Genomic DNA, 24,702 nt, shown 5'->3' on the forward strand with positions numbered 1-24,702 from the left:
TACGCAAAAATAGCTCGATGCCAGGTTTGATAATTCATAACTAAAAGCCCCTAGCGATTACAGCCTGGGGCTTTTTGTTTATTAAAGTTTATTAAACTTGTTGGGTAATGTATTCCCTCTTTTGTCACTTTGGGAGAATCCAATCGCTCAAACGGTTAGGGCGCTTGAATTTCTACTTTTTGTCTATAAATTTTAGTCTCTGTTAGAAAATAAAGCCTCAAACCTGGATTAAATCAAAGTCTCAGAATTTAGCTGAGATTATTGTTTTCCGAAAGTGACAAAAGAGGGATTAGAGAAATATTTGGCAGATTTTAACCGTAATAGAGATGTGTTTAAAGATTTGCTAGCTTGATGACCCCGCAGAGCAATCAATTGAAACTTTTCGCCGCGTTCGAGATGAAGTTAAGGAACGAGTTGTAAACTTAATTAAGTCTCTCAATTAACAATTGCTACAACTATAAATTAGGTTAGCGATCGCTCGAAGTAATTTAGCTGGCTCCACTGGTTTGGTGATATGCTGCCCAAATCCGGCGGCAATTGCCTGTTGATAATCGACCTCACCAGCATAAGCTGTAAGAGCGATCGCGGGAATTTTTCCACCAAGTTCTGGTGACATAGCTCTAATTTGACGAATCAGCATATAGCCGTCTACTTCTGGCATTCCAATGTCGCTTAACAGCAAATTTGGCTGGAACTGAGGCATAATTCGTAGTGCTTCCATCGCAGATGCAGCCTGGATTACTACCGCGCCAGATTGCTCCAAAATGAAAGCAATTAACTCTCTTGTATCCCGCTCATCATCCACAAGCAGAACTTTCAACCCCTTGAAATCGGGCAAATCATCAGCTTGAGAGGCTATCTGAGGGCTATTTAGATCGACCTCGATTAACGGTAGCATGACTGTAAAGGTAGCTCCCTGTTCTTCACCCAAACTTTCTGCCTTAACTGTACCGCCGTGTAGCTCGACAATGTGATGAACAATAGCTAATCCTAAGCCCAGTCCACCAAATTTTCTAGTAGTTGCACCATCAGCTTGTCGAAAGTAGTCAAAGACGAATGGTAAAAAGTCAGGCCTAATTCCCTTACCTGTATCACTGACTCGCAATTGAACCTGAGAACCAACAGACTCTAAACTGATTTCTATCTCTCCACTCTGGGGTGTAAACTTAATAGCATTGGAAACTAGATTCCAGATAACTTGCTGCAAGCGACTGGAATCACCTCTGACTAAAAATTTAGAATTTGAAGTTTGGCATTTTAAATTGTTAAGTTGCTTATTAAAATCGATAGAGTCTAAATTTATTTGAGAATTGTCTAATCCAAAATCGTTCGATGCTTCCTGTGCCTTGTCGTTCGCGTAGTGTTCCGCAGATAAAGACTGAGTGCCTGCGTCAAAGTCTAAAATCGTAAATCGTAAATCGATCGATTTGGCTTCAGCGGCTAGACGTACAGTTTCTATTGCTGCGACGATCGCAGTTTCTAGATTTACAGGAGCAATATTCAGACTTAGCTTACCTTGAAGAATGCGAGAGACATCCAGTAAATCTTCGATTAATTGGGTTTGCAGCTTGGCATTACGCTCAATGGTTTCGAGAGCGCGAGTAGTGGTTGCTTCATCATACTTTTTCGTTTGTAGTAATTTCGACCATCCCAAAATCGGGTTTAGTGGAGTGCGAAGTTCGTGGGAAAGCACCGCCAAAAACTCATCTTTGATTCGATTAGCTTGGATTAATTCTTCTTTCCGGCGCTGTAACGAAGCCATTAACTGAGAACGTTCCAGAGCAACCGCCACCTGATCGGAAGTTGCTTGTAATAGAGCTATTTCCCCAGAAGTAAAATGGGTACGGGTGCGACTGCCAAAAGAGAGGACACCAAGCAGCTTTCCCTGAGCAATTAACGGTTGACCTGCATAGGCTGTAATCCCTAAAGCATGGAGGATGTTGGCATGGGGATGGGTAGAGTGCGGCACATTATTGACGACGATTTGACGGCGTTCTTGCACCACTAGTCCGCATATCCCTTCATCAAATTCTAGGTATTCAATTGCTTGAAATACTTCATCACTAATACCGTTCCAAGCTACTAACCGGAGTTTCTGCTTATTTTCGTGTGTCTCGATTAAATAGTGAAAGTAACAATGCAAATCCATTTGCGCCGAGAGTTTGCTAAACAAGCTGTTCATTAGATCCAAAGGGCGCTCGGTTGAAAGCAAATCGCTGGTTGTTTCCGAAAGCAGTTTAAGTCTTTCACTGCGTTCTTGTAAGGCTTGTTCTGCAAGCTGGCGTTCGCGAAGGGCGCGTTCGCGTTCGGTAATGTCAATTGCAACCCCTCCTACTAAGCGTTGGCCAGACACATCGGCAATGGGAAACTTATAGACTAAAAATTCGCCAAGAGTGCCATCTGTGCGTGGGGCAGACTCAATCGTTTGAACAACCTGATTAGTCTCGGCAACTATTCTAATGTTATCGAGGAGGGGTTGAGCAATTTGGACTGGGTATAGGTCAAAAATGTTTTTATCGATCGCCTTATTTGTTGGCACATTGAATGTGCTGAAATAAGTTGGACTGAGGTAAAGTACACGTCCGTTTGCATTCGTAATCCATGCGGCGGCGGGAATATTATCCATAAAAGCTTGAAATTGCTCTTGGCTCTGACTCAGCGCTTTTTTAACTTGTTTGAGATCGCTAATATCCAGAATGAATGCGACTGATTTATGCCGAGATTCTCCTAAAAGAGAATAACCAACTACAACTGGGACGCTAGAACCATCTTTGCGAATAAATTCCTTTTCATAAGGAGTACAGGTTCCCTTCGCTATTGCTTCGGCAATAGCCAGTTCATCTAAATATTGATACTCAGGTGGCGTGATATCAGCCCAGCATAGTTTACCTGCTTGAATATCCTCTTGGGTATAGCCGACAATTCGCAAAAACTCGTCGTTGGCTTCAGTGATGCTACCATTCACATCACCAAAGAGAATGCCAACTATATTCGCTTTCACAAAACTCCTGAGCCGTTCCTCACTTGCTTGGACTGCCTTCTCTGCCTGTTTGCGTTTGCTGATATCTGTAGTGCTACCAACTAAACGTAACGGGTTTCCATCAGCATCCCGTTGCACCACTATCCCCTGATCCAAAACATAGATATACTGATTGTTTTTGTTGCGAATTCGGTATTCGGCAGCATAGCGATCGCTATTTTCCAAAGCAAGTATCGCCTCTTGTACGCTTGGCAAATCTTCTGGATGAACAAGCTCACACCACCAATTACCACTTGCTTCAGCTTCTGCGAGAGAATAGCCCAAAATTCGGGTTAACCCCTCGGTTCTTTCAACACTATCCTGTTCTATATTCCAGTCATAAATCAGACAGTTGACCGCAGATGCTGCTAACTCAAACCGTTCGTTCGCTAACTTCAGACGTTCCTCTTTCTGTCGCAAAGCTCGTTCTATTTGTTTGCGATCGCTGATGTCGCGGTAGAAAATGTCAAGACCATCTTCACTAGGGTAGGCGTGAATCTCCAGCCACAAGTCATATTTGGGTGGTAAGTAGTAGTGATGCTCGAAATGGACGGGAATTTGCTCTGCCATCGCCCGTCGGTACTGACGCTCTAGATTCGTACCTAATGATATAGGCCACTCCTCCCAGTGCGACTTACCAATCACCTCTGTGCGGGATTTACCGTTAATTCGCTCTGCTTCGGCATTTTGGTAGATGATTCGCCAGTCCCGGTCTAGAGTAATAAATGCATCACTCATGTTTTCTAGAGTGCGTGTGTTTCGCTGATTGGCTTGCTGTAATGCCGCTTCTGCTTGTTTGCGTTCGCGTAGCGCAGCTTGCTGTTCGCTCAAATCGACAACAAAGGCAATAACCGTTTCTTGAGTATTTCCCAGCGTCACAGAACCGAGCAGAACGGGAATGCGATCGCCATCTTTACGAATGTATTCTTTTTCAAAAGGCTTACATATTCCACTAGTTCTCACTTCTTCCACTGAACGTTCGCTCAAAAGAAGATACTCTGGTGGGGTAATCTGGCGCCAGTTGATTTGGTTAGCAGAAAAATCTTCTCGCGTATAGCCGATCATCTTCAGAAAAGCATCATTGGCTTCGATAATGAAGCCGTTGTTCATATCAGTTACAATTACCCCAATGATGTTGGATTCTGCCAGTCGGCTAAACCGCATTTCGCTATTTTGCAACAACTTGAGACTTGTCTCTGCTTTGCATCTAGCAGTTCGCAACTCTGAAGAGAGCGCAGTAATTAAGAAGGATACTAGTGAGAATGTGGTTAATCGTACCAGAACTTTCAGGCTGAGGAAATCGAAGGAGTAGACTGGATCGATCAAAAAATAGAGGGCAGTTGTCACAGATAAAGCGATCGCTAGTACTCCCAGTCTCATACCGCCATACCAAGCGCTGACTGCCACAACAGCATAAAATAGTGTAAATACGCTCGGATCGAAAACTGGCAGTAACACTTTTGTCAACAGCAGTGCCGTTATGACTGCCAAAATCATTACATTAAAAGCTATGAACCGAGAACGCATCATCAAAAATTTTTCAGGTACTTTCACCATCATCTTAAGAGTCCTCCCGTTGCTCCGATTTGGGGAGATACTCGTTCACTAATCTTTTGCCTGCTTCGCCCATCTTCTCTAACATCTCTTTAATCAGCTTGAGTGCCATCTGTGAAGGCACTGTAGCTCCGTTCTCCCAGCGATTGATTGTGCGTAGGGAAACTCCTAACTTAGCTGCAAACTTTTCTTGAGAGAGATCGAGTTGCTGCCGAAGTTCGCGGATTAAATCTGAAATTTTGAGTGGCTTTCCTAGTTCCATAGTATGAAGAGTAGGACAGATGTCTCGCCATTAGTCTCCAGCTTGAGGAAGAATTTAAATAATCATTAGTCGTTATCAATTTCATCTTTTGGCGAAACATCAAGATTCAGTTATCAGTCTTCACGACTTAGTGTTTACTTTAAAAGGCAGATATAAAATAAACATTAAGTTTTGCTGAGTATGGGATAGTAAGATAGTATTATCTAAGGCAATTTGACTAAATAATTATTAGCGATCGCACACAGCCAACCAATTGGTAGTGCGTCACACTTTTATGATTCATATCTAAATTAATTTGTTATATATAAAGTTAATTTTGAACTCGATCAAAGCTTTTTTATCTCGCTAGTTTAGTAACTACAGCAGCTTGCAACTTCTCTACGTTCCCTGCGGGACGCTTACGCGAACGCGCAGCGTCTCGCAGACAGAGGCTACACCAAGGTGAGGTACAGATAATTGTAGAGACACAATATATTTTGCCCCTAACCTTATACTGCATTTAACCGAAATCCACTGTCAATCTAGAAGAAATTCCAAAATATGTAGTTAGCTTTACTTCTCTGGTCTGATGCCAGTCAAAAAATTAGAAAGTTACGATCCACTATTAATAAAACTTTTGCCTAATCCTAATCTTTAACTGTTTTGATTAATCAACACTCCGAAAACTTATTAAACAGTCAACAAGAGAATGCACCAGGTGAAGGCTATATATTTAACTGGTTTGATTGGTTTTGTCTTTGGTATCCTCCAGGGTGGCTAATTTTATTCAACCGCCATTGGCAGCACTATCACCCAGATTCAGATGGTTGGAATTGGCTAGAATATGGATTATTTTTAATTCCTGGCGGATTTTATCTAGCGTTGCTGAGTCGCTGGTTGCGTCTGGGTTTTCGTTCACCTCGAAAAGAAGTTGGTGAATTCGATCCTAAATATCAACAAGCTTTTGGTAAAGAACTTCTAGCCCCTATCGTTAAATACTATTTTCGGGGAGAGTTGCAACAAGTTGAAAACTTACCGTCTACAGGGCCATTGATTGTGGCAATGAATCATGCCGGGATGTGTTTTCCTTGGGACTTTTTAACCTTGGGTTATTTATTAAGTGAAGCCAAAGGATGGGTAGTCCAACCGATAGCAAATCCAGTATTATTTGAGCATCCTTGGGTGATTTGGTGGCTACCACCTCAATGGTCGCAGGTTTTAGGTGGTGTGCGAGCCGAATTAGATGATTTTGAGGGCGCACTCGCTCAAGGTAAAATTCTCTTATATGCACCCGAAGGTATTCGCGGGCCTGGTAAAGGTTGGAGAAAACGCTATCAACTAGAAAAGTTTGATGTGAGCTTTATTCAGTTGAGCGATCGCTATCATATTCCGATTCTGCCAGTAGTTTGCATCGGCAGTGAATCTCTGCATCCTTGGGCTGTTAATTTCACCAAGTTACAACGACTAGTCAAACTACCATTCTTACCTTTGTCGCCTTTGATGTTTGCCTTACTTCTGTTTCCCTCAATGGGAGTTTGGGCAATGAGAACTCGTTTGCGTTACTTTATTAGCCCTTTGCAACCAGCAGAATTGAATAACCACTCAAAGAAAGGGCGTGCAGCAGCTTATCAACAGGCGCAACAATTAAGAGAAAAACTGCAACTTCAAATTAATCATTTTTTGGGTAAATTTTAATACTACAAGCTAAAATTTGTTGATTACAACAGGTTTACGATGTGGTTCAATTAAATGAAAGCTGCTGTAAGTTTGTAGTGCATTTATGCAACCTGGGACGCCGATGGCTGTTGTAAGTGCGATCGCCACTATACTGTTGCCTAAGCCAATAATAGAGAAAATCGTTGAAAACATTGGTAATACTGTATTGACGTGTTGTTAGGAATGAAGTTATTGTTTCTACCACAGCTTGTGCGTTTGTTAGCAATACAACCTGTTTCGTTAGCAACACAACCTGTTTCGTTACCAATGCTTATCTATTTGTGGCAAATGCTGATGTCGTCGTTACCTTCGACAGGAATTAAAGTCGCAAAGACTGAGAAATATCAATGATTCTCCTAAACAATGAACCAAATCTTTGTGAGTCAAAACAGCCGCTAAACCGACTCCACTGAGGAAGCACCGAAACGATAACCTTTACCGTAGACTGTGTGAATCAGCGTAGTTTCTTTACCCACCTCAATCTTACGCCGCAGCAAACGAATTAATGCCGCAATTACGTTACTACTGGGTTGTTCTGACTCTTGCCACAAATTTTGCATAATCTGGGCATGAGTCAGAAGTTGTCCGGTGTGTTCCATAAAATATTGCAACAACTGGCTTTCTTTTTGCGATAGCTCAATTATTCGTCCTTGGCGATAGGCTACTTGATTTTCACAATCGAGTTCTAAATCAGCCACGGTTAAACGTCCGGTGGTGGTTTCATAGGTTTGAGTACCGGAACGACGCAATAAAGCACGGACTCTTGCTAATAACTCCCGCAGTTCAAAAGGTTTAACCAAATAGTCGTCCGCACCAGCATCTAAACCTTGTACGCGGTCATCAAGAGTATCTTTAGCTGTAAGAAACAATACGGGAGTGGTTTTGCTTTGGCGGCGCAATTCCTGACAAATCTCTAACCCCGTTTTTCCTGGCAGCATCCAATCTAAAATAAGTAGGTCATAACTGCCTGCCTGTGCAAGTTCGCTGCCAGATGTCCCATCATAAACGGCATCTACGTCATAACCCTCACGAGTTAACAAGCGGCTTAAGGGTTGAGTTAGTTCAACTTCATCATCAACTAATAAAATTCTCATGCTGCTTGTGGTAAGCATATAGAGATATTCTCAATATTATTCAACTGCCAAGACGCTAAGGATACCAATAAAAAAAATGCTGACTGTTGCATTGCCAAAAGGGGAACTACTTAAAAATAGCATCCGCTTGCTACAAGCTGTCGGATTAGATTTTAGTGCTTTTTTAGATTCAGGAACCCGCCAACTTCAAATTCCTGACACTAAGGGAGTTGCAAAAGCTTTACTGGTGCGGGCGCAAGATGTACCTGTTTATGTGGAATATGGTCAAGCACAACTAGGAGTTGTTGGTTACGATGTGCTGCGGGAGAAGCAGCCGCAAGTTGCCCACTTGGTAGATTTGCAGTTTGGTCATTGTCGGATGTCAGTGGCGGTAAAAGAATCAAGTGATTACCGATCGCCTTTAGATTTACCACCGCATGGTAGAGTTGCTTCAAAATATGTCAATTGCGCTCGTGAATATTTCCATAGTCTGGATTTACCTGTGGAAATAGTGCCATTGTATGGTTCAGTAGAGCTAGGCCCAATTACTGGAATGTCAGAAGCGATCGTAGATTTGGTTTCTACAGGGCGGACTTTACGCGAAAATGGTTTGATTGAAATTGCTAGTCTGTATGAAAGCACGGCGCGGTTGATTGCCCATCCTCTGAGTTACCGGCTGAATACAGGTAATCTGAGTGATGTGATTGACAATCTGCGGGAGGCCGTTTTGGTAGGCGTTTAATATCATCTAATTCGTAATAACGCTTCTTTAGATGCTCGTTCTTAACTAACGCTGTACTATTCGTTTGTACAGCGTCTCGTATTCAAGCGACTTGCAGATAAAAAATACTCAACTGTTATACCAATTCAATTAATGATTGCAACACATCTTTGGGAAGAAGACGCGATGAATCGCGTCTCTACAAATGGTCTATTTGTTGCATTCTTTTTTCAAGTTGGTATAACTTTTGGCTAAAAACTAGGTTTTAAAAGTCCTTATCTTTTGTTGCATAATACGCGTATTAAACTCACGTATACAAAGATTAAAATTTTTCTTTAACCACTCAGTAAATTGAATCAAAGTTATATTTATATTATTTTTTGAGCGTTAAAATTTGATGCGATCGCAAACAATTAAACTAGTATTATTTGGAGCAAAGTTGTTAATAATAAAAAGCACTTTTCAATTATTCTTAACACGAAGTAGGTGGAAATATGTTTCAAGCTACTCGCCGCCGTCTTGCAATTTGGTACACTGCCGTCACTGCTGTATTACTACTACTGTTTGCCAGTGGCGTTTATTTATACGTCCGCAGTACGCTGATTGAGCGGATTGATGACACCCTTAACCATGTAGTGGAAATAGTGGAGCGTTGCCTGACAACCAATGGTTGTGCATCTACACTAATATTTGAGCCAATTAATGCTGATACAGATAAATTTCGCATTAATGTAGAAGCCAGTTTTGGCGATCGTACCGACACTGTAGAAGATGACCACATTGACCTAGAATGGTTTAGTCCAACTGGTAAATTACTTTGGTCAACGCTATCTGAACCCCTAAATATTCCCATTCGTGCCAATCGCACTGGTGAAACTGTGCGCGTAGTCAAGAGAGAGAGTGAAAATTCAAAATTTAAAATTCCTAACTCCCCACTCTTATTGCGACAAGTCACCGAACGAGTAGAAGTGAGGCGACAAGTATTAGGATATCTGCGCGTTAGTCATCCCTGGTTTGAAGTTACTAAACCTAGTCGCCAGTTAATTTTTGATTTGGCTTTAGGTATTGGGTTAATGGTTCTTTCTGTAGGCGCAAGTGGTTGGTTTCTTTCGGGTAAAGCGATGGAACCGGTGGGTGAATCTTATCAACGTCTTAAACAATTCACTGCTGATGCTTCCCACGAACTTAGAAGTCCAATCACTTTGATTCAAACTAATGTGCAAGTTGCGCTTGCTGACTTGGATTTAGCAGAGACAGAAACGACTAGTTCTTTGCAATATCGACAACAGTTAAAGGTAGTGGAACGGTTAACGCAGCGTTTGGGTAAGTTAGTAAATGACTTACTCTTTCTAGCAAGACAGGATAGTGGTATTAGCAAAGATACTTTTTCACCTTGTCCGTTGGACGCTTTGCTAATAGAGGTGGTTGAAGAACAACAATTGTTAGTCCCCGAAAAAGAAATCACCCTTTCTCTAGACTTAATTGACCCTCCTATCTCTGAAACTAGCCCCGAATTACTGGAAAATTGGTTCACTCTTGTAGGTAATTGGGATCAATTGGTGCGGCTATTCACAAATTTAATTGCTAACGCTTTGCATTACACTCCAGCCGGTGGACGGGTGAAAGTAGAATTGGCGCGGATAGAAGGAATAAATCGTGTTTCTGGACTACGTAACACCAGTGCCCAGTTGCAAGTTAAGGTGAGTGATACCGGAGTTGGAATTCCAGCCGAAGCACTACCACGTTTATTTGACCGCTTTTATCGAGTAGATCCGGCACGTACTCATAGGACGGGGAATACAGCGACAGCCAGCGCTACAGGTTCAGGATTGGGATTAGCGATCGCTCAAGCTATTGTCGAACATCATCACGGTCATATTCAAGTTGAAAGTACCCAAGGCATTGGCACTACCTTTACTATCACTTTACCAATAACTCTTGAGTCTTAATTTGCTAATAAATTTTTATTTCCTGTGATAGATGTAATATTTTAGTCTATTCAAGTGGACTTTAATTCTTAGCTAATAAATTTATTTTCTAGCGGTATATTGAATTTGACTGTTACAAAAATGTGCTTAATGACAATGCTTAAGATTTAAAATCTTGAGAATGAAATATTTCAATTTTTTTAGATTATTTCCGTATCCTTAGCTAGATGCGAGAAATCGAGTAGTTTGTTAAATGTTTAGATGTACTGAACGACCGATAAAACCTAATTTAATTTCCGGCTGGAGAAATCTTTAGTAAGAAAAAAATTGAAGTTTTTCTAGGAGTCAAGAACGAATATGAAGTCTCAAAATTTTCGCAAGTCTAGCAAGTTATTTGGCGCTCTTTGTGGGGGATTGCTAATTAGTCTGCCAGCAATTCCTCAAGCATTAGCACAAGAATCTACTGTCAAGCTTAACCCAAGTCCCAGTATTTTTAGCGAACCACCCTACAACCGCTCTCAGGCTCCCGGATCGCCGGAATCAGGTGTCACACCACCTCGCCCAGTTCCGCCGGCTGAAGGGCAACTGTCTCCCGTACCACCACAACCAAGTGCTAGGCCAGCACAACCAGTTCCTCCGGCTGAGGGGCAAGTGTCTCCCCTACCAGCACAACCAGGCGCTAGACCACTACGCCCAATTCCTGGCGATCGAACTCAACAGTCTTCACCACCTGCGGTTTCCAATGACCAACAACCACTGGTAGAACCACGGCAAGCCCCCAGTGCGACGATCGCACTCACTAATGGTATGGTTAATATCAGGTTGGTGAATGATACTGCGGCTAAGATAACTTTCCAAGTGATTGGCGATACGGCACCGCGATCGCTAGAAGGTAAGTCAGATGTAACGCTGCAAGCTTTAAAAGCACCAGTAACAGTAACATTTGAACGACAAGATGGCGGACAGTTAATAGTGACTCCACAAGGTTCTTCAGAGCCAGGAAGCTTGGAAGTTACATTTAAGGAATCCACCAATGCAACACAGGGCAGAAGTGCGATGAGAATTGAACGAAACGGTTCAGTGTTCTTGAATTAATTAATTTAGAACTAGGGCGATGGTAATTCGCGGCTACGCAAATAAGAGCTACACCACTTGGGTAAGATAAAATCAAGCTTTTATCGGTTTTGCCTGTGTAGACGCGGTTTCCAACCGCCCTTTTAACCTTAAATTGACTGCTACTTTCGCTGAAGCATTTTAGTTAATTGATCCCGCAATTGCACTTCTTGCCTGGTATCTTGCAATGTCCGCGCCAGTATAATTGCCCTTTCGTAAAAATTGCGGGCAGTTAAATAGTTACCTTGTTGCTTATATAACTGGGCATAAGATTCAAAAGATTTTAATTCTTCGCGTAAATTTTGTAATTCTTTCGCGAGTGCTAAACGCTGCTCTAGTAAGTCAAAGGCGCGTTCGTAACGTCCTACAGCAGTGTGAGCCGTAACTAAACCGTCAATTGCCCGTAATTCATTGGTGCGATCGCGGTTAGTTTTAGCTGTCCGCATTGCTTCACCATAAGTAGCAATGGTATCTTGATAATTTCCAGATGCTAAATAAGCATCTCCTAAGTTATTCAAGGTATTTGCTTCACCGATGGCATCGCCAGTCTGACGGCGGAAAGTTAAAGCATTTTCGTACAGTTTAATCGCCTTGTTATAATCTCCCAACCTGGCATTTACCAAGCCCAAATTACTCAAAGACAGTCCTTCACCTTCAATATTTTTCACCCCGTGAGCAATTGTGAGTGCATCTTCAACTGTTTTACCAGCAGCAGCAAATTCGCCTTTTTGCAGCAGAAATGTACCGATATTATTCAGTACAAAAATCTGAGATTGAAAGTCTTTAGTATCACGAGCGATCGCTAATCCTCTTCTGAAAGCATCTTCTGCCTCTTTTGAACTACCAAGCTGCACATAAGCCTTGGCAAGCAAATTGTACGTCAGACCTTGTGCTTTCAGGTCGCCAATAGAATGATATAGTTCTAATGCCCGCAAACAGGACGCAATTGTTTTGTCGGCATATCCTGAAGTGTATTCTTGTTGACCAATACGCAGCAAGCTGTCTGCTTCATCTCTTGATTGTCGCCCAACGGAATTATTTAAAGGGCGATGGAGTTGTTCGGAAATATCAACCGCACCCGCTACAGGACTCAGCACAAAAGCAAACAGTAAAAAGCTGTGTAAAAGTACCTGGCGACAAGAAATCGCATCTACACAAATTAAGCCTACCTTTTGGCAGGGAAATACAAGCCGTTGTTTCATAAAAATTACCCGTAAAGTTGCGGGTTTAAGTAGAAGGTCTAAGAAGAAGTTTTAAGTTTTAAAATTGAAGACAATTAATATACGCATTTTTACTTAAGTTGTGATTGAGCTAAATCTTCTCCAAAGTATATGGCGCGGATATCTGTGGGCAATTTGTCCTCTAGCATACGATAGCCTTCCTGGAGAAAATTGGCTACTTCGTTAGGAGCGATCGCTTCTCCTTCAGCTTGTAGATAAGCAGCGATTCTAGTTTCACTCCAGTGGAAAGTTTGAGCCATTAACACAATTAATCGTAAAACTGGTGGTAGTTGGTCTAACGCCTGTTGTACATAGCACCATAGCGGCGGTGAAGTTGCTTGCAGAGAATAATGAATTGCTTCTGTGGGTGGTAGTTTAATCTCATTTATACAGAAAGCTGTCATATTAATTAACCAATTCTGCATGGTCAAAGCTTCCTCACCTGATTCAGAGTCAGTTAACTTGAGTCCACCGAGTTCGTAATAGATATGTCGCCAGGTAAGGGCAAACAGATAATCTGCCTGCACAGGCGATCGCGCCGAATGCCGAATTAAGGTGTAGACTATGGGACTGTAGCGACAGAAAATCACGGTAAAGTACTTTCCGGCATCTGGATAGCGCTGAAACAGAGTCAGTAGTTCATGGTCACTGTGATGGAACAACGACTTCACCAGTGGGTGATTAGCTTCGGGAAAATGAGGGATTTGCACAAGTCTTGGAGTTGATAGTTGTTAAAATAGTTTTGGGAATTGCACTCCCCTAGTTAATCGCATAATATCTTGGTGTTGCTCAGTTTGTAGATGAGACTCAGACTACTTGAGTATTGATAAACTAGAAACAAGGACTTAATTTTAGTCTTAATCGACAATCATAAAATCAACTCTCTTAAAGAATCCTTATTTGTTCATGGTTATAGCAGTTAGTGTGATCTCGTTCCTGCTCAGTCCCCTTACTTTAGGCTCCTTTCTGCCTTCCCTGCCCTTAGATAGCCTGTTCTCCACCCAAGGCATTATGGTGATGCTGCTAGCAGCTTACGCTGGTGCAATGTGGATGTTTCTCACCAGTGCCCCAAAAGTACACACTGTAATGGTGTCAGATTTGGAGATTGCCCGACAGTTGTATGAAGGACTGCTAGATTTGCCAGCAGCTGAGGTGCCATTGCACTACTACTACAACTACGAACAAACTATAGGCGCAACTGGCATCGATCCGTTATATATGTCTACTGGGCCGAGCTTGTCTAGCAAAATGATGAATAATGCTAACGATGGGCTGTGGTATCAATTGAAGAAAAATACCCAGCTACACGTCATTACTGGTGCGAGTTTAGGTAGTAAAAATCAGCAACGCCACGTTTGTTTTGACCATGACTGCCTGGAAATGATTTTAATGCGAGTCGAAACGCGCGGTTTGAAATTGAAGATTCGTAACCACAAACCCTTGAACTTTTTGGTCAAGGACTATGAAGGGCGAGTTATTGAGGTGGCTGAGGTAGCGAATTAGTAGTTACTTATTAGATTATTTTAGGTTGGGTGGGGCGTAACTTGCCGCCGTAGGCATCGCTCCACCCAATATTTATTTTTAGATTTAGGATTTTCGTGCAAGCGTTACCGCAGGGGTAGGTAAGTAGATAGGTGTAAATAAAGTGGAAAAAATGTACACATCTCACCTCTATGAAACAGATTTCTATGGTTGGACGCAAAAGCAGGTTAGCTTGCTCAAAACTCAACAGTGGGAACAACTAGATACGCTTAACCTGATTGAAGAAATTGAAACTTTGGGCAGAAGAGAACGGCAAGAATTGCGAAATCGGCTGGGAGTATTGCTAGGACATCTACTAAAATGGCAATTTCAACCTGAAAAACGTAGCAATAGCTGGTTGGGTACAATTCGAGAGCAACGTGTTCAAATTAAGCTGCTTCTGCAAGATAGCCCTAGTTTGAAACCCTATCTTGATGAAGTTTTCTTTAGTGTTTATGAACTAGGTTTGGCTTTAGCGATTCGAGAAACTGAGTTGGGTGAAAATGTTTTTCCAGAAATCTGTCCCTACACTTTAGACCAAACTTTGAATCCTAAATTCTTACCAAATTTTAATCAGGTTGATGAACAGGGCGAGTAATCGTTCCAATACTACTATTTTCTCACAGTAAACCGTGACAAATAAAAGCAGCCCAGTAATGAGGATCTGAAAAGGGAAATTGCTGAGTAGAGTTTTCGATTTCTTTAATTCGTCTGTTCAATTTAGCATACATATTATATTCAAGCTTCCATTCTTCATATTCGATAGAACCTGAAAGATATTTTTTCCTATTTCCTATCAGTTCTTTTTCCCTTACTTCTACTTCCTGGAATATTTTATTAAGGTCTAATTTTGTAAATTCTCGTAACTGAATTTGCGCTTTCTGTAAAGCTTCAGGACGGTTTTTACCTTCTTGTCGCTGCTGATAATAAAAGATAGAAAATAATGCTGTGGCTAAATCATTGACTGACCACAAAGTACTAACAACGCTTCTAGCACCAGCACACAAAAAACCTGTGGAGAGAGTAAAAATATCATCAGTTAGAGAAGGAGTACCCAAATTAGTTTCGCAGCAAGACAGAAACACTTCTACAAGTTGAGGTAAACGCCAGCTTGGTGTCATCAATTGCCCCAAGGTGATGCTACCATCAGCTAATTTTAACTGTGATTCTAAGGGATTATCGAGGCGAGATTGGGCATGGTGGCACGAATGAAGTACTTGAACTTGTTGTGCTAATTGTCGATAGTTCTTAGAGGTGGCTTGACTACTACCAATTAATCTATTTTCTGGTGGAATGTTATACATTTGGGCGAGTTGTTCGCCTTCAAATCTGGCACAGGGAAGGTTATCTTCGGCATCTTCCACAGTTCCATATTGTAGAGATATATCATTAAATGTCCCTACAGTATCACGTTGTTGACAAAATTCTAAAATTTGGCAGCTTGGGGTGTAACGAATGAGAAATTTATCTCCTAAATATTCCTGATATTCTCCTGTAGGCAAAGCAGCGAAGGGAATCTGATGTAATAACAGGTGAGGTACTAAAATTAATTCTTCTATTCCTTGAAGATCTTCAGATATGAGTTCAGATATTTGTAGGCGTTCAGCTAGTTCGCGGAGAATACAGTTAATTTGAGTTTTCCATTTTTTGGGTTCATCTCTATAAGGCAATAACCAATTCTGCTCAATCCATCGTTGCAACGTATCTAACCCTTCTCCTGTGCAGGTGTGGAGAGTAATCTGGTTTTGCTGCACCACAAAAATATGGGTGTCGCTGTTGGTAGTGTAGAAACTGAGGATAGCTGTATTGGGTTGGTCAATTAGCTTTTGAATTTCTGACAAGCTGAGGGGGTTAACTTGGATCTCTCCCGCTAATACGGGATCTTCGCGTCTGAGATTTTCCCAAACTTGTTGTTTTTGGGTTTCTAAAGATGCGATCGCTTCATTATAAGCTTCCCAAGCAGCGCGTGTTTCACTACGGTTATTTTCAGATTTATGGCTTTGGCGTTCTTGGTCAATTTGCCGTTGCAGTTCTTCATACTGCTGCAATAATTCTTGAACTTTTGGGGGGATTTCTTCGCCTTGAGAGAGGTTGTAGCTTGCCATTAAGTCTACCAGGCGTTTGGAACGCGATCGCTCGGAGTATTCAAAGGCTTTTTCTATTTGTCCAGCGTTGATGCAAGCTTGCACCATACTTTCGTAAATGCCGATGGATTCTTCTAGAATCTTTTGACGACGTGATTCAGATTTTACCCAACTACGGCTAGTTTCTACTGATTTAATAGCAATACTATAACCTTTAATAGCTTCGTCCCAGTCTCCAGATTTAAAAGCTGTATTACCAAGATTGCGAGAAGCTCTAAGCGATTCATTAGGGTAAGCTGTGTGTGTATGAATTTCTAAGGCTAACCAATAATAATTTATTGCAGAAGTGGCTAATCCTTGATCACGGTAAGCATTACCTAAGTTATTCTGAAGTATGGCATATGTAAATGGATAATTCTCACGAGTATAAACTTTTAAAGAATTCTGATAAGCTTGAACTGCCAAATTAAAATTTTCTTGTCGATCTCCCTGAAGCCTTTTATCATATGCAATACCCATATTAAGTTGAGTATTTGCCCATTCTTGAGGAAGTGATTCTTGATTCAATACACCTAATACTTCATTGTAAATATCTATAGCTAATTCCAAATTATCTGAGCGATTAGGATGTGGAGTATCACAGTAAATAGATGCGAGATTGTTTTTAATAATAACCCATTTTTCCGTAAAACTATCTTGGGTAAAAATTTCTAACACTGCATTACAGATTGATACTAATTTATCTAATAATTTTACATAGGAATTGTCATCCATTTTTATATTTTTGATTTTTGCAGAGTAAAGAAGAATCGAATTAGTTTGAGTTTCTGCCCACTCTATAGGATATTCTTCACGAGAATAAATTTTTAAAGCATCCTGATAAGCTCCGATTGCCTTTTCTCGATTCTCTGTATGATCGCCGTAAATACGATTACCATAAGCATTTCCCAAATTAAGTTTAGATATTGCCCACTCTATAGGATATTCTTCCCTAGTAAAAATGAATTCAATAACCTCAAAACATACAATTGCAATATCTAAGTTGTTAGCTAGGTTTCCCTGCGGGAACTGTCCAATTAATGTACCAAAATTACTAATAGTTCCTGCTACTGTTTGTACTTTATATAGACTTTCTCCAGCAAAGTAATTTTTAGACCAATGACGCAATAAGTCAGCAAAATTCAAATCTAGTTTGTCTAAATTATCTTGCAATAAAGGATAAACTGTTTTCTTATCAGCAGAACTTTGTGAGGTTTTTAGCAATATTTGCAATAAAAAATCTATATATGTTAACTTCTCTAGCACTTCTTCAGTTAAATCTAGCAACTCAATTTCCTCAATTTCATCACTACTTCCGCGATTACTTTCTCCACACGCCACATTAGCAGCCAAAACATTTTTCACAGCGAAAATCCTATCTTCTTCAGATAGACTCAAACATCTTTCCAACTCAACAGCAATTTTTTGTAGCGATTTATCTTTTAGCTGCTTTCTTACCTTCACCGCTACCAAGTCATCACTTTGCAGGAAATTAGTCACTATTGCTCATCCTCGCCAGAAAACTTCTCAACGGCGACACGCACATATTCTCGGACGCTCATGTTTGCCGCCAATGCTTTTTGGAAAACTACATCTGGTACATCTACCAGCAACACACCTTCGTTATCACTAGCTTGATATAAGTCATCTCCTTGTTTGACGGCTACCAGCAAATCTGCACCCAACGTATGTAAATAGTGCAACACCGATTCCAACTCATGTTCCTTTAACGCCGACTCCAGCTTGGACACAGCCGCCTGCTTTACGCCCAGCTTTTCCGCTAACTGTGCCTGAGTCAACCCTGCTTTATTACGTATTTCCCGCATGGCATCAGTAAGATATAGGCGCAGATACTCTAACTTTCCCGCCAAAATCACTTCTGGCTCGTCGCTTACCTTCTGCTGCAACCAAGCTTGAAAATTAGGCTTTTTCATCAATTTTCCTTCTGCTGCAATTCACGTAATCTTACTTTTGCAGGCTCTTTGTCTCTATCTTTAATAGCGTTGTCGTATTTCTTCATAAAGGCGTGCAGCACTACAAACCGCTGAGGACTCGCAGCCGTTAAAATAAACCTTGGATTATGTTCGCTCTTGGTCATACGTAACTCATACAGGTCATCTCCGAGTTTCTCAAAGATGCCACTGGTAAGTGATGCGAGTCCTTTATTACACAGGTAGCCCAGGTTAACTTGCAAACGCCTGGTTTCGGAAGGACTCAGTAATGGCTTTGGTGGATTTTCTGGTTGCTCCTGTTCAGGAATCATCCTAATGAAAAAAGCAAGCAAATCTTTGGGGATTTCCCCATTGACATCTTGATAAAGTTCCCAAGTCCAATTCACTTCCTACCTCAAAGTATAGTATTCCTTATAAAGAATATCAACTATATTATTCTTTATAAGGAATATCGCATAGATTATGGGAATGCAACTAAAATGTTCAATTTCCACTCAGGCTAAAATTAGGTAAATCCCCTAACAAAGATAATTTATGAACCAGCCGATATCTGAGAGAGTGCGCTGGACTACCGCCGATTTAGAGTTGTTTCCAGATAACGGGAATCGCTATGAAATTATTGACGGAGAATTGTTTGTGACTAAAGCGCCCCACTGGAAGCATCAAAAAACTTGTGTCAGAATTAGCACTTCCTTGGATAACTGGTCACAAACTACTGGTCTGGGAGAAGTTGTGGCTGCTCCAGGAATAATTTTTGGTGATAATGATAATGTTATTCCCGATGTTGTCTGGGCTAGCAACGAGAGATTGCCTTTACTTTTAGACGAGGCAGGGCATTTGACTGGTGCGCCAGAACTGGTTGTAGAGGTGTTATCTGCTGGTAGTGAAAACGAAAAGCGGGACAAAGAATTAAAACTTAAGCTCTACTCATCACGAGGTGTTAGAGAATATTGGATTGTAGATTGGCGCAAGCAACAGGTGGAAGTATATCGACGCGAACAAGCGAGTTTAAAGTTAGTTGCTACGTTGTTCAATGGTGATGAATTGAGTTCACCCATATTGCCTGATTTTACTTGTGCGATCGCACAACTATTTACTTAACACCATAATATTTTGAATATGTTAATTAATGCGGGAATTGAGGTATGGATGCCGAGGAATTGCTCAGGCGTTATGCTGCTGGAGATAGAGATTTTATTGGGGTTGATTTGAGTAATGCTAACTTGAGTAGAACGGACTTGCGTGGTATTAATCTGAGTAGAGCTTACTTGGATGGTGCAAACCTAATGGATGCCAACCTCAGTGGGGCTTGTTTGGCAGGTACTCACTTCGAGGCTACTGAAATGATTAATACTGATTTCAGACAGGCTAATCTCAGTGGTAGTCATCTGAGTGCGGATCTGAGTGGGGCTAATCTCAGTGGTGCTGACCTCAATAGGGCTGACCTGTATAGCGCCTCTCTGGAGAACGCTCTGTTGATTGACACTGATCTCTCTTATACTAAGCTGGAGGCTGCTATTTTTGAGGGGGCTAACCTCAGCTATGCTAACTTGACAGGTAGTACTGATGCTGATGTCAATAATGCTATTCTTTTCCAGACCATCATGCCCGATGGAAGCATTGTGAACAATAGACCATAAGTATAAATAAGAAATTAGTGCGATCGCTGCCGTCGCTAGTTAAAGAACGAAACCCAAAATTGATGAATAATATCCAATTAACAAATGAGGAAATAAAGCTTAACTGTGCTGTAAAAATTCAACTTTGGGCAATAACGGGTCAGTTACAATGCCCACACCGCTAAAACCCCAACGTTTGAGCAAGTTTCCCAACTGTGTACGCGCAATAGATTCAACCGCAAAGCGATTTGCCACTTCTGCTGCGTGGGTGTTGAGATAGCTAAGGGCGTCAAAGTTTTCTTGAAACAGCAATAAATAACCCGATGTTTCAGCATCAGGACGAGCTATAAGATAATTCCCGTCAGTTTTTGAGCGCACTAAGTAATAGACATCGGACAGCATGGAGATGAAGTTTGTTGGGGAGAAAAAAGTCCTTTAAATAAAAAACATAGAGGAATATCGCACAGCTTTAATTTCCGAGTATCCCTCATTGCTTTAATATCAACAATGTAAAACAAATATTTATCCAAATTTGCCGCTAACGTAATCTCTGGTTTCTTCCTGTTGAGGATTGTTGAAAATTAATTCTGTTGCATCGTACTCTACCATGTAGCCGCTACGGGTTCCTTTCTCTGAAGTCCGAACATTAAAAAAGGCTGTCTTATCAGAAACACGGGCTGCTTGCTGCATGTTATGGGTGACAATGACAATAGTATATTGCTCTTTAAGTTCGTGAATCAGTTCTTCAACACGCAAGGTGGAAATGGGGTCAAGAGCGGAGCAAGGTTCATCCATCAGTATAATTTCAGGTTGGACTGCGATCGCGCGAGCAATACATAATCGCTGTTGTTGTCCACCAGATAAAGAAGAGCCACTTTGCTTTAGTTTGTCCTTGACTTCATCCCACAAAGCTGCTTTTTTGAGACTGCTTTCTACTAATTCATCTAAATCACCTTTGTAGCCGTTGATTTTAGCTCCAAAAGTAATATTGTCATGAATTGACTTGGGAAATGGGTTTGGTCTTTGAAACACCATCCCAATTCTCCGACGTACCTCTACAGGGTCGATATCGGGTGCATACAAATTTTTATCGTAAAAAAGTATTTTACCTTCTGCCCGAAATGATTCAATCAGGTCATTGAGACGGTTATAGCATCGCAACAACGTACTTTTACCACAACCGGAAGGGCCGATAAAAGCAGTCACCTGATTTTTCGGTATATCTAGCCAAATATTCTGTAAAGCTAAAAACTTGCCGTAGTAAATGTTGAGATTTTCAGCCCGTAAAACGGTTTCAGTGTCATTCACTGTCCTAGTATTGGTAGCCATAAATTAAATTTAGTGTTTGTTTAAGCGATGGGGATCTGCACTATGGATGGTTGCTGACTAAGCTTTTTGGCGAGTTGCCCAGCGAGCGATGATACTTGTGATTAGAACCATCAATACCAAAATCAAAGATGCTGCCCAAGCTAAAGATTGCCAATTTTTAAACGGAGAAATGGCATATTTGTAAACCAAAACAGCCAGAGAAGCTGTTGGTTGGAATACACCATCTGGCCAAAAGTTAGAAAATAGAGCAGTAAATAGCAGAGGTGCGGTTTCTCCAGATGCTCTGGCGATCGCTAGCGTTGCCCCAGTTACAATAGCTGGTAAAGCTGCTGGTAAGACTACTTGACTTACAGTTTGAAAGTTAGTCGCTCCCAACCCTACAGAAGCTTGTCGCAAATCTTGCGATACTAACTGTAACGCTTCATCAGTAGTTCGCAGAATAATTGGCAACATCAAAATTGCTAGTGCAAACCCTCCAGCTAGAGCTGAATACGATCCTAAGTTCAACTTTACCATTGTCAAAACTACAATCCCATAGGCAAATACCCCAGCAATAATTGAGGGGACTCCACTAAGGACGTTAGCTGCAAAACGCACCCATCTAGCTACTCTCGCCGAACTAAATTCTGTGATGTAAATCGCCCCTAAAACTCCAAAGGGGATACTAATCAAGGCAGCAATTCCTACCATCAGCAGCGTGCCTAAAATGGCATTACCAAAACCTCCTCCTTTTTGGAGAGCTTTGGGTGGCAATTCCACAAACACGGCCAGATTCAGACTGCTAAAGCCTTTAATAATCACATAAGAAAGTACTGCTAGCAAAGGAACAAGTGCCAATACTCCGCAGGTAAAAGCGATTACGGTCATCACTGTATTAAACAGTGTTCTTTGAGACATGGCGGAGCGAGTTAAACTGCGCTCTGGAAAATTAGAAGTCATAATTTAACCCAAAACTAAGCTATATTCGCTTGACTCTCAGAACGATCAACTCTGCCAGAATATTGACTACTAGTGTCAAGAAAAATAGAATTAAAGCCGCATACATTAAAGCCGAAACTTGCAAACCACTAGCTTCTGAGAATTGATTTGCCAGTAGAGAAGAAATCGTATTGGCTGGTGCAAAAAGAGAGAGACTAATGTTGTTGGAGTTGCCAATTAACATCGTTACAGCCATTGTTTCTCCCATTGCGCGGCCCAGTCCCAACATCACAGCACTAACTATGCCCGAAAAGGCTGCTGGGATAAGAACTTGCAAAATCGTTTCCCAGCGGGTTGCTCCTAGTCCTATAGAGGCTTGGCGCAAACTGGGGGGTACAGAAATCAAGGCATCGCGGGATAAAGCTGTGATGATGGGCAAAGTCATAATCGCTAATATGACTCCCGCCGGCAACATTCCTGGCCCTGTAGGAGAAGTGCTAAAAAATGGCAGCCAGCCAAAGTAACCATTCAGCCATTTTCCCAAGCTGGTTAGTATTGGCACCAAAACGAAAATACCCCACACGCCATAGACAACGCTGGGAATAGCTGCGAGCAGTTCTACCGCAAAAACCAGTACCAGTTTCACTTTTGCAGGTAAAAAATCCTCGCTCAATACAATAGCAGTACCAACCCCAATGGGAACTGCTATCAGCAGACCAATAAAAGAACTCACGAGAGTTCCATAAATTTGAGGTAGCACCCCATAGGTATCATTAACCGGATTCCAAGTGGTGTTGACTAAAAAGCCAGCACCAAACTTTTGGATAGCAGGCCATGAGGCAATTGCAACCTGCGACCCGATCCATAATAAAGTTCCAGCAACTCCAAAAGCAAAAATTTTAGTCAGCCAAATAAAACCCAAATCTAAGGATTTTTCGGCGTCAGAGCGATTTTTCATCGCTGATGACAGATTTTGAGAATTTGTAGTCATGAATACCGACTTTCAGAATTAAATCAGAGAAGAATATGGGAGGCAACCAAATTAGTAAAATTGTCGCCTCATCATCTATTTAAACTGACTTATACAATAGTAACTCCGTATCCAAAGTTACTACTGGATAGGCATGTTTTATTGCTTGCTTACTTGCTAGCGCTAGTACCACTGGCAACAGAAATTTTGTACTCTGGACTGATTTGGTCAGCAGCAGCAGCTACCTTTGTAATCACATTTGAGGGTAGAGGAACATATCCTAATGCACTAGCCTGCTTCTGTCCATCAGTTAAAGCGTATTCAATTGCAGCTTCAATCGCCTTGGCTTTTGCCGCATTGGGGTATTTCTTGTAAGCCAAAATCCAGGTGTAAGTGACGATGGGATAGGAATCAGGCCCTTCGGGATCGGAAATGAAGGAGCGGAGATTTGCGGGTAGAGGTACTGATTCGAGAGTTTTAGAAGCTGACTCTTCACTAGCTACAACAAACTTACCGCCTTTATTTTCCAAAGCAGCAAACTTGAGACTATTTTGTTTGGCATAGCCATACTCGACATAACCAATGGAACCTTGAGTTTGTTGGATTTGGGCAGTAACACCCTCGTTACCTTTAGCACCGACTCCCTTAGGCCAGTTGACAGTTTTGCCTTCACCAACTTTACTCTTCCACTCAGGGCTGATAGCGCTGAGGTGTTTTGTAAACACACCAGTGGTTCCGCTACCATCAGAACGATAAACAACCGTTATTGCCTCTTTAGGAAGCTTTGCACCTGGGTTAGCCTTGGCAATTTGGGCATCATCCCAGGACGTGATTTTGCCTAGTAGAATATCGGCGTAAACGGCTCGTGGTAGCTTTAGTTCTGGAACATCAGGCAAGTTGTAAGCCAACACGATGCTACCAGCAGTTACAGGCAGTAAAATAACACCTCTATCTGCTGGTACTTTCTGGATTTCTTCATCCTTCATTGCGACATCGCTGGCACCAAAGTCTACAGTACCTTTAATAAATTGTTCAACTCCAGAACCGCTACCAACTGATGCATAGTCAACTTGCAGATTTGGATATTTTTTGTTTAAATCTGTAAACCAGGTATCATACAGTGGTGCTGGAAAAGACGCACCAGCCCCGCTTAACTTTACGGTTCCGCCAAGGTCTAATTTAGCTGGGCTAGAGGCAGTAGTATCGGTAGCAGTACCAGAAGGCGTATCCTTGGTGGCTGTACCATCTGGTGTTTGCTGTCCGCCACAAGCTGCTAGGCTGATTGTCAGTGCTAACACTGAAATTGAACCTGTGAGGCGATGAGTTTTTATTGCACTAAGACGTGAGAGCATCGCTATCAATTTTTTAGTAACTTTTCAGGTGAGCGTTTCTAAGATACTCCCAAAGAACAACAATAGAGATTAACGAAAGGTTAACAAAGCAAAAAGATACTTGTTTTTTTGATGAAGGGCAAACCCTTGTTTCTAGTTTTTATTGGTAAATTTTATACCTTACTTTAAGTCTAAGATAGAAATATTACTAAAGTAAGTTTGTTATACCTATTTACAAAAATTTATTGTTAGTGTAATTTCGTTGGTCAAGTCATAAAAAAGTATATAAATATTAATTAAGATTAAGCATTAAATACTTTGTAGCCAAATTTAAGCACTGCTCTGCAAAAATAG

The 24,702-nt window shown here is 41.4% G+C and carries 22 protein-coding genes and 1 pseudogene; 9 read left to right on the forward strand and 14 right to left on the reverse strand.

The features are described from left to right. Nucleotides 1–347: 347 nt before the first annotated feature. Nucleotides 348–443 (forward strand): annotated as a pseudogene (locus V7K84_RS15410) (ArsC family transcriptional regulator); the annotation flags it as partial. Here V7K84_RS15410 and V7K84_RS15415 read toward each other — a convergent pair. Both V7K84_RS15415 and V7K84_RS15420 read right to left on the reverse strand, forming a co-directional pair. Further along, the gene (locus V7K84_RS15415; RefSeq protein WP_334839254.1) at nt 440–4,579 is read right to left on the reverse strand and encodes a PAS domain S-box protein; all 4,140 of its coding nucleotides are present in this window, start codon (nt 4,577–4,579) and stop codon (nt 440–442) included. The pseudogene V7K84_RS15410 and the gene V7K84_RS15415 overlap by 4 nt on opposite strands. A gap of 1 nt (nt 4,580) precedes the next feature. After that, nucleotides 4,581–4,835, reverse strand: a complete 255-nt coding sequence (locus V7K84_RS15420; protein WP_094351099.1) for a helix-turn-helix domain-containing protein — start codon at nt 4,833–4,835, stop codon at nt 4,581–4,583. A gap of 642 nt (nt 4,836–5,477) precedes the next feature. Between V7K84_RS15420 and V7K84_RS15425 the strand changes: the two genes are divergently transcribed. After that, nucleotides 5,478–6,509 carry a 1-acyl-sn-glycerol-3-phosphate acyltransferase gene (locus tag V7K84_RS15425; protein ID WP_334839255.1) on the forward strand — a complete coding sequence of 344 codons (1,032 nt, stop codon included), beginning with the start codon at nt 5,478–5,480 and terminating at the stop codon, nt 6,507–6,509. Nucleotides 6,510–6,518: 9 nt separating this feature from the next. On the opposite strand, the gene V7K84_RS15430 is transcribed toward V7K84_RS15425, so the two are convergent. Together V7K84_RS15430 and rppA are read right to left on the reverse strand one after the other, a co-directional pair. Further along, complete coding sequence (locus V7K84_RS15430; RefSeq protein WP_334839257.1) at nt 6,519–6,683, reverse strand: hypothetical protein; 165 nt, start codon at nt 6,681–6,683, stop codon at nt 6,519–6,521. Nucleotides 6,684–6,925: 242 nt separating this feature from the next. Continuing rightward, complete coding sequence (gene rppA / locus V7K84_RS15435) at nt 6,926–7,624, reverse strand: two-component system response regulator RppA (RefSeq protein ID WP_334839659.1); 699 nt, start codon at nt 7,622–7,624, stop codon at nt 6,926–6,928. A 76-nt stretch (nt 7,625–7,700) separates the two neighbouring features. Between rppA and hisG the strand changes: the two genes are divergently transcribed. The 3 genes from hisG to V7K84_RS15450 all read left to right on the forward strand — a co-directional run bounded on the left by hisG (nt 7,701) and on the right by V7K84_RS15450 (nt 11,347). Then, a complete protein-coding gene (hisG, locus tag V7K84_RS15440; protein ID WP_334839259.1) occupies nt 7,701–8,345 on the forward strand; it encodes an ATP phosphoribosyltransferase in 645 nt (214 codons plus the stop codon). Between the two features lie 473 nt (nt 8,346–8,818). Further along, on the forward strand, nt 8,819–10,273 hold the full coding sequence (locus V7K84_RS15445; RefSeq protein WP_334839261.1) for a sensor histidine kinase: 1,455 nt from the start codon (nt 8,819–8,821) through the stop codon (nt 10,271–10,273). Nucleotides 10,274–10,609: 336 nt separating this feature from the next. Beyond that, nucleotides 10,610–11,347, forward strand: coding sequence for a hypothetical protein (locus tag V7K84_RS15450; RefSeq protein ID WP_334839263.1), 738 nt, complete (start codon nt 10,610–10,612; stop codon nt 11,345–11,347). Nucleotides 11,348–11,487: 140 nt separating this feature from the next. Here V7K84_RS15450 and V7K84_RS15455 read toward each other — a convergent pair whose 3' ends face one another. After that, the gene (locus V7K84_RS15455; protein WP_334839264.1) at nt 11,488–12,567 is read right to left on the reverse strand and encodes a tetratricopeptide repeat protein; all 1,080 of its coding nucleotides are present in this window, start codon (nt 12,565–12,567) and stop codon (nt 11,488–11,490) included. A gap of 89 nt (nt 12,568–12,656) precedes the next feature. Beyond that, a complete protein-coding gene (locus V7K84_RS15460) occupies nt 12,657–13,295 on the reverse strand; it encodes an RNA polymerase subunit sigma-70 (RefSeq protein ID WP_099101733.1) in 639 nt (212 codons plus the stop codon). A gap of 196 nt (nt 13,296–13,491) precedes the next feature. On the opposite strand from V7K84_RS15460, the gene V7K84_RS15465 reads away from it, so the two are divergent. Together V7K84_RS15465 and V7K84_RS15470 are read left to right on the forward strand one after the other, a co-directional pair. After that, nucleotides 13,492–14,088, forward strand: coding sequence for a glyoxalase-like domain protein (locus V7K84_RS15465; RefSeq protein ID WP_334839267.1), 597 nt, complete (start codon nt 13,492–13,494; stop codon nt 14,086–14,088). Between the two features lie 151 nt (nt 14,089–14,239). Further along, entirely contained in the window at nt 14,240–14,704 is a 465-nt protein-coding gene (locus tag V7K84_RS15470; protein ID WP_334839269.1) for a DUF29 domain-containing protein, read from the forward strand. Between the two features lie 22 nt (nt 14,705–14,726). Here V7K84_RS15470 and V7K84_RS15475 read toward each other — a convergent pair whose 3' ends face one another. From V7K84_RS15475 to V7K84_RS15485, 3 genes are read right to left on the reverse strand one after another with little or no spacing between them, the layout of a single operon-like run. After that, nucleotides 14,727–17,729 (reverse strand): CHAT domain-containing protein, encoded by a 3,003-nt coding sequence (locus V7K84_RS15475; protein ID WP_334839271.1) that lies wholly within the window; start codon nt 17,727–17,729, stop codon nt 14,727–14,729. Beyond that, nucleotides 17,729–18,163 (reverse strand): helix-turn-helix domain-containing protein, encoded by a 435-nt coding sequence (locus V7K84_RS15480; RefSeq protein ID WP_334839273.1) that lies wholly within the window; start codon nt 18,161–18,163, stop codon nt 17,729–17,731. Before V7K84_RS15480 ends, V7K84_RS15475 begins: the two co-directional genes overlap by 1 nt. After that, entirely contained in the window at nt 18,163–18,567 is a 405-nt protein-coding gene (locus tag V7K84_RS15485; RefSeq protein WP_334839275.1) for a type II toxin-antitoxin system RelE/ParE family toxin, read from the reverse strand. The genes V7K84_RS15480 and V7K84_RS15485 overlap by 1 nt, the downstream gene beginning before the upstream one ends. A 148-nt stretch (nt 18,568–18,715) precedes the next feature. Between V7K84_RS15485 and V7K84_RS15490 the strand changes: the two genes are divergently transcribed. Both V7K84_RS15490 and V7K84_RS15495 read left to right on the forward strand, forming a co-directional pair. Beyond that, a complete protein-coding gene (locus V7K84_RS15490; protein WP_334839277.1) occupies nt 18,716–19,282 on the forward strand; it encodes a Uma2 family endonuclease in 567 nt (188 codons plus the stop codon). Between the two features lie 44 nt (nt 19,283–19,326). Then, on the forward strand, nt 19,327–19,821 hold the full coding sequence (locus tag V7K84_RS15495; RefSeq protein WP_334839279.1) for a pentapeptide repeat-containing protein: 495 nt from the start codon (nt 19,327–19,329) through the stop codon (nt 19,819–19,821). 99 nt (nt 19,822–19,920) lie between these two features. On the opposite strand, the gene V7K84_RS15500 is transcribed toward V7K84_RS15495, so the two are convergent. The 5 genes from V7K84_RS15500 to pstS all read right to left on the reverse strand — a co-directional run bounded on the left by V7K84_RS15500 (nt 19,921) and on the right by pstS (nt 24,369). Next, nucleotides 19,921–20,202, reverse strand: coding sequence for a hypothetical protein (locus tag V7K84_RS15500; protein ID WP_094351110.1), 282 nt, complete (start codon nt 20,200–20,202; stop codon nt 19,921–19,923). 120 nt (nt 20,203–20,322) lie between these two features. Beyond that, on the reverse strand, nt 20,323–21,129 hold the full coding sequence (pstB, locus tag V7K84_RS15505; protein WP_334839280.1) for a phosphate ABC transporter ATP-binding protein PstB: 807 nt from the start codon (nt 21,127–21,129) through the stop codon (nt 20,323–20,325). A 57-nt stretch (nt 21,130–21,186) separates the two neighbouring features. Next, the gene (gene pstA / locus V7K84_RS15510; protein ID WP_334839282.1) at nt 21,187–22,068 is read right to left on the reverse strand and encodes a phosphate ABC transporter permease PstA; all 882 of its coding nucleotides are present in this window, start codon (nt 22,066–22,068) and stop codon (nt 21,187–21,189) included. 19 nt (nt 22,069–22,087) lie between these two features. Further along, nucleotides 22,088–23,038: a phosphate ABC transporter permease subunit PstC gene (pstC, locus tag V7K84_RS15515; RefSeq protein WP_334839284.1), complete on the reverse strand. Its 951-nt coding sequence runs from the start codon at nt 23,036–23,038 to the stop codon at nt 22,088–22,090. A 149-nt stretch (nt 23,039–23,187) separates the two neighbouring features. Then, a complete protein-coding gene (gene pstS, locus V7K84_RS15520; protein WP_334839286.1) occupies nt 23,188–24,369 on the reverse strand; it encodes a phosphate ABC transporter substrate-binding protein PstS in 1,182 nt (393 codons plus the stop codon). Nucleotides 24,370–24,702 lie beyond the last annotated feature (333 nt).

The sequence above is a fragment of the Nostoc sp. genome (assembly GCF_036917315.1).
Taxonomy (GTDB): domain Bacteria; phylum Cyanobacteriota; class Cyanobacteriia; order Cyanobacteriales; family Nostocaceae; genus Nostoc.

Coding starts and splice junctions, on each gene's coding strand:
- V7K84_RS15445 (WP_334839261.1), top strand. CDS start 8,819: ATGTTTCAAGCTACTCGCCGCCGTCTTGCAATTTGGTACACTGCCGTC.
- pstC (WP_334839284.1), bottom strand. CDS start 23,038: ATGACTACAAATTCTCAAAATCTGTCATCAGCGATGAAAAATCGCTCT.
- V7K84_RS15420 (WP_094351099.1), bottom strand. CDS start 4,835: ATGGAACTAGGAAAGCCACTCAAAATTTCAGATTTAATCCGCGAACTT.
- V7K84_RS15450 (WP_334839263.1), top strand. CDS start 10,610: ATGAAGTCTCAAAATTTTCGCAAGTCTAGCAAGTTATTTGGCGCTCTT.
- V7K84_RS15490 (WP_334839277.1), top strand. CDS start 18,716: ATGAACCAGCCGATATCTGAGAGAGTGCGCTGGACTACCGCCGATTTA.
- pstS (WP_334839286.1), bottom strand. CDS start 24,369: ATGCTCTCACGTCTTAGTGCAATAAAAACTCATCGCCTCACAGGTTCA.
- pstB (WP_334839280.1), bottom strand. CDS start 21,129: ATGGCTACCAATACTAGGACAGTGAATGACACTGAAACCGTTTTACGG.
- V7K84_RS15480 (WP_334839273.1), bottom strand. CDS start 18,163: ATGAAAAAGCCTAATTTTCAAGCTTGGTTGCAGCAGAAGGTAAGCGAC.
- V7K84_RS15430 (WP_334839257.1), bottom strand. CDS start 6,683: ATGTTTTCAACGATTTTCTCTATTATTGGCTTAGGCAACAGTATAGTG.
- V7K84_RS15495 (WP_334839279.1), top strand. CDS start 19,327: ATGGATGCCGAGGAATTGCTCAGGCGTTATGCTGCTGGAGATAGAGAT.
- pstA (WP_334839282.1), bottom strand. CDS start 22,068: ATGACTTCTAATTTTCCAGAGCGCAGTTTAACTCGCTCCGCCATGTCT.
- V7K84_RS15470 (WP_334839269.1), top strand. CDS start 14,240: ATGTACACATCTCACCTCTATGAAACAGATTTCTATGGTTGGACGCAA.
- V7K84_RS15455 (WP_334839264.1), bottom strand. CDS start 12,567: ATGAAACAACGGCTTGTATTTCCCTGCCAAAAGGTAGGCTTAATTTGT.
- hisG (WP_334839259.1), top strand. CDS start 7,701: ATGCTGACTGTTGCATTGCCAAAAGGGGAACTACTTAAAAATAGCATC.
- V7K84_RS15500 (WP_094351110.1), bottom strand. CDS start 20,202: ATGCTGTCCGATGTCTATTACTTAGTGCGCTCAAAAACTGACGGGAAT.
- V7K84_RS15465 (WP_334839267.1), top strand. CDS start 13,492: ATGGTTATAGCAGTTAGTGTGATCTCGTTCCTGCTCAGTCCCCTTACT.
- rppA (WP_334839659.1), bottom strand. CDS start 7,624: ATGAGAATTTTATTAGTTGATGATGAAGTTGAACTAACTCAACCCTTA.
- V7K84_RS15415 (WP_334839254.1), bottom strand. CDS start 4,579: ATGATGGTGAAAGTACCTGAAAAATTTTTGATGATGCGTTCTCGGTTC.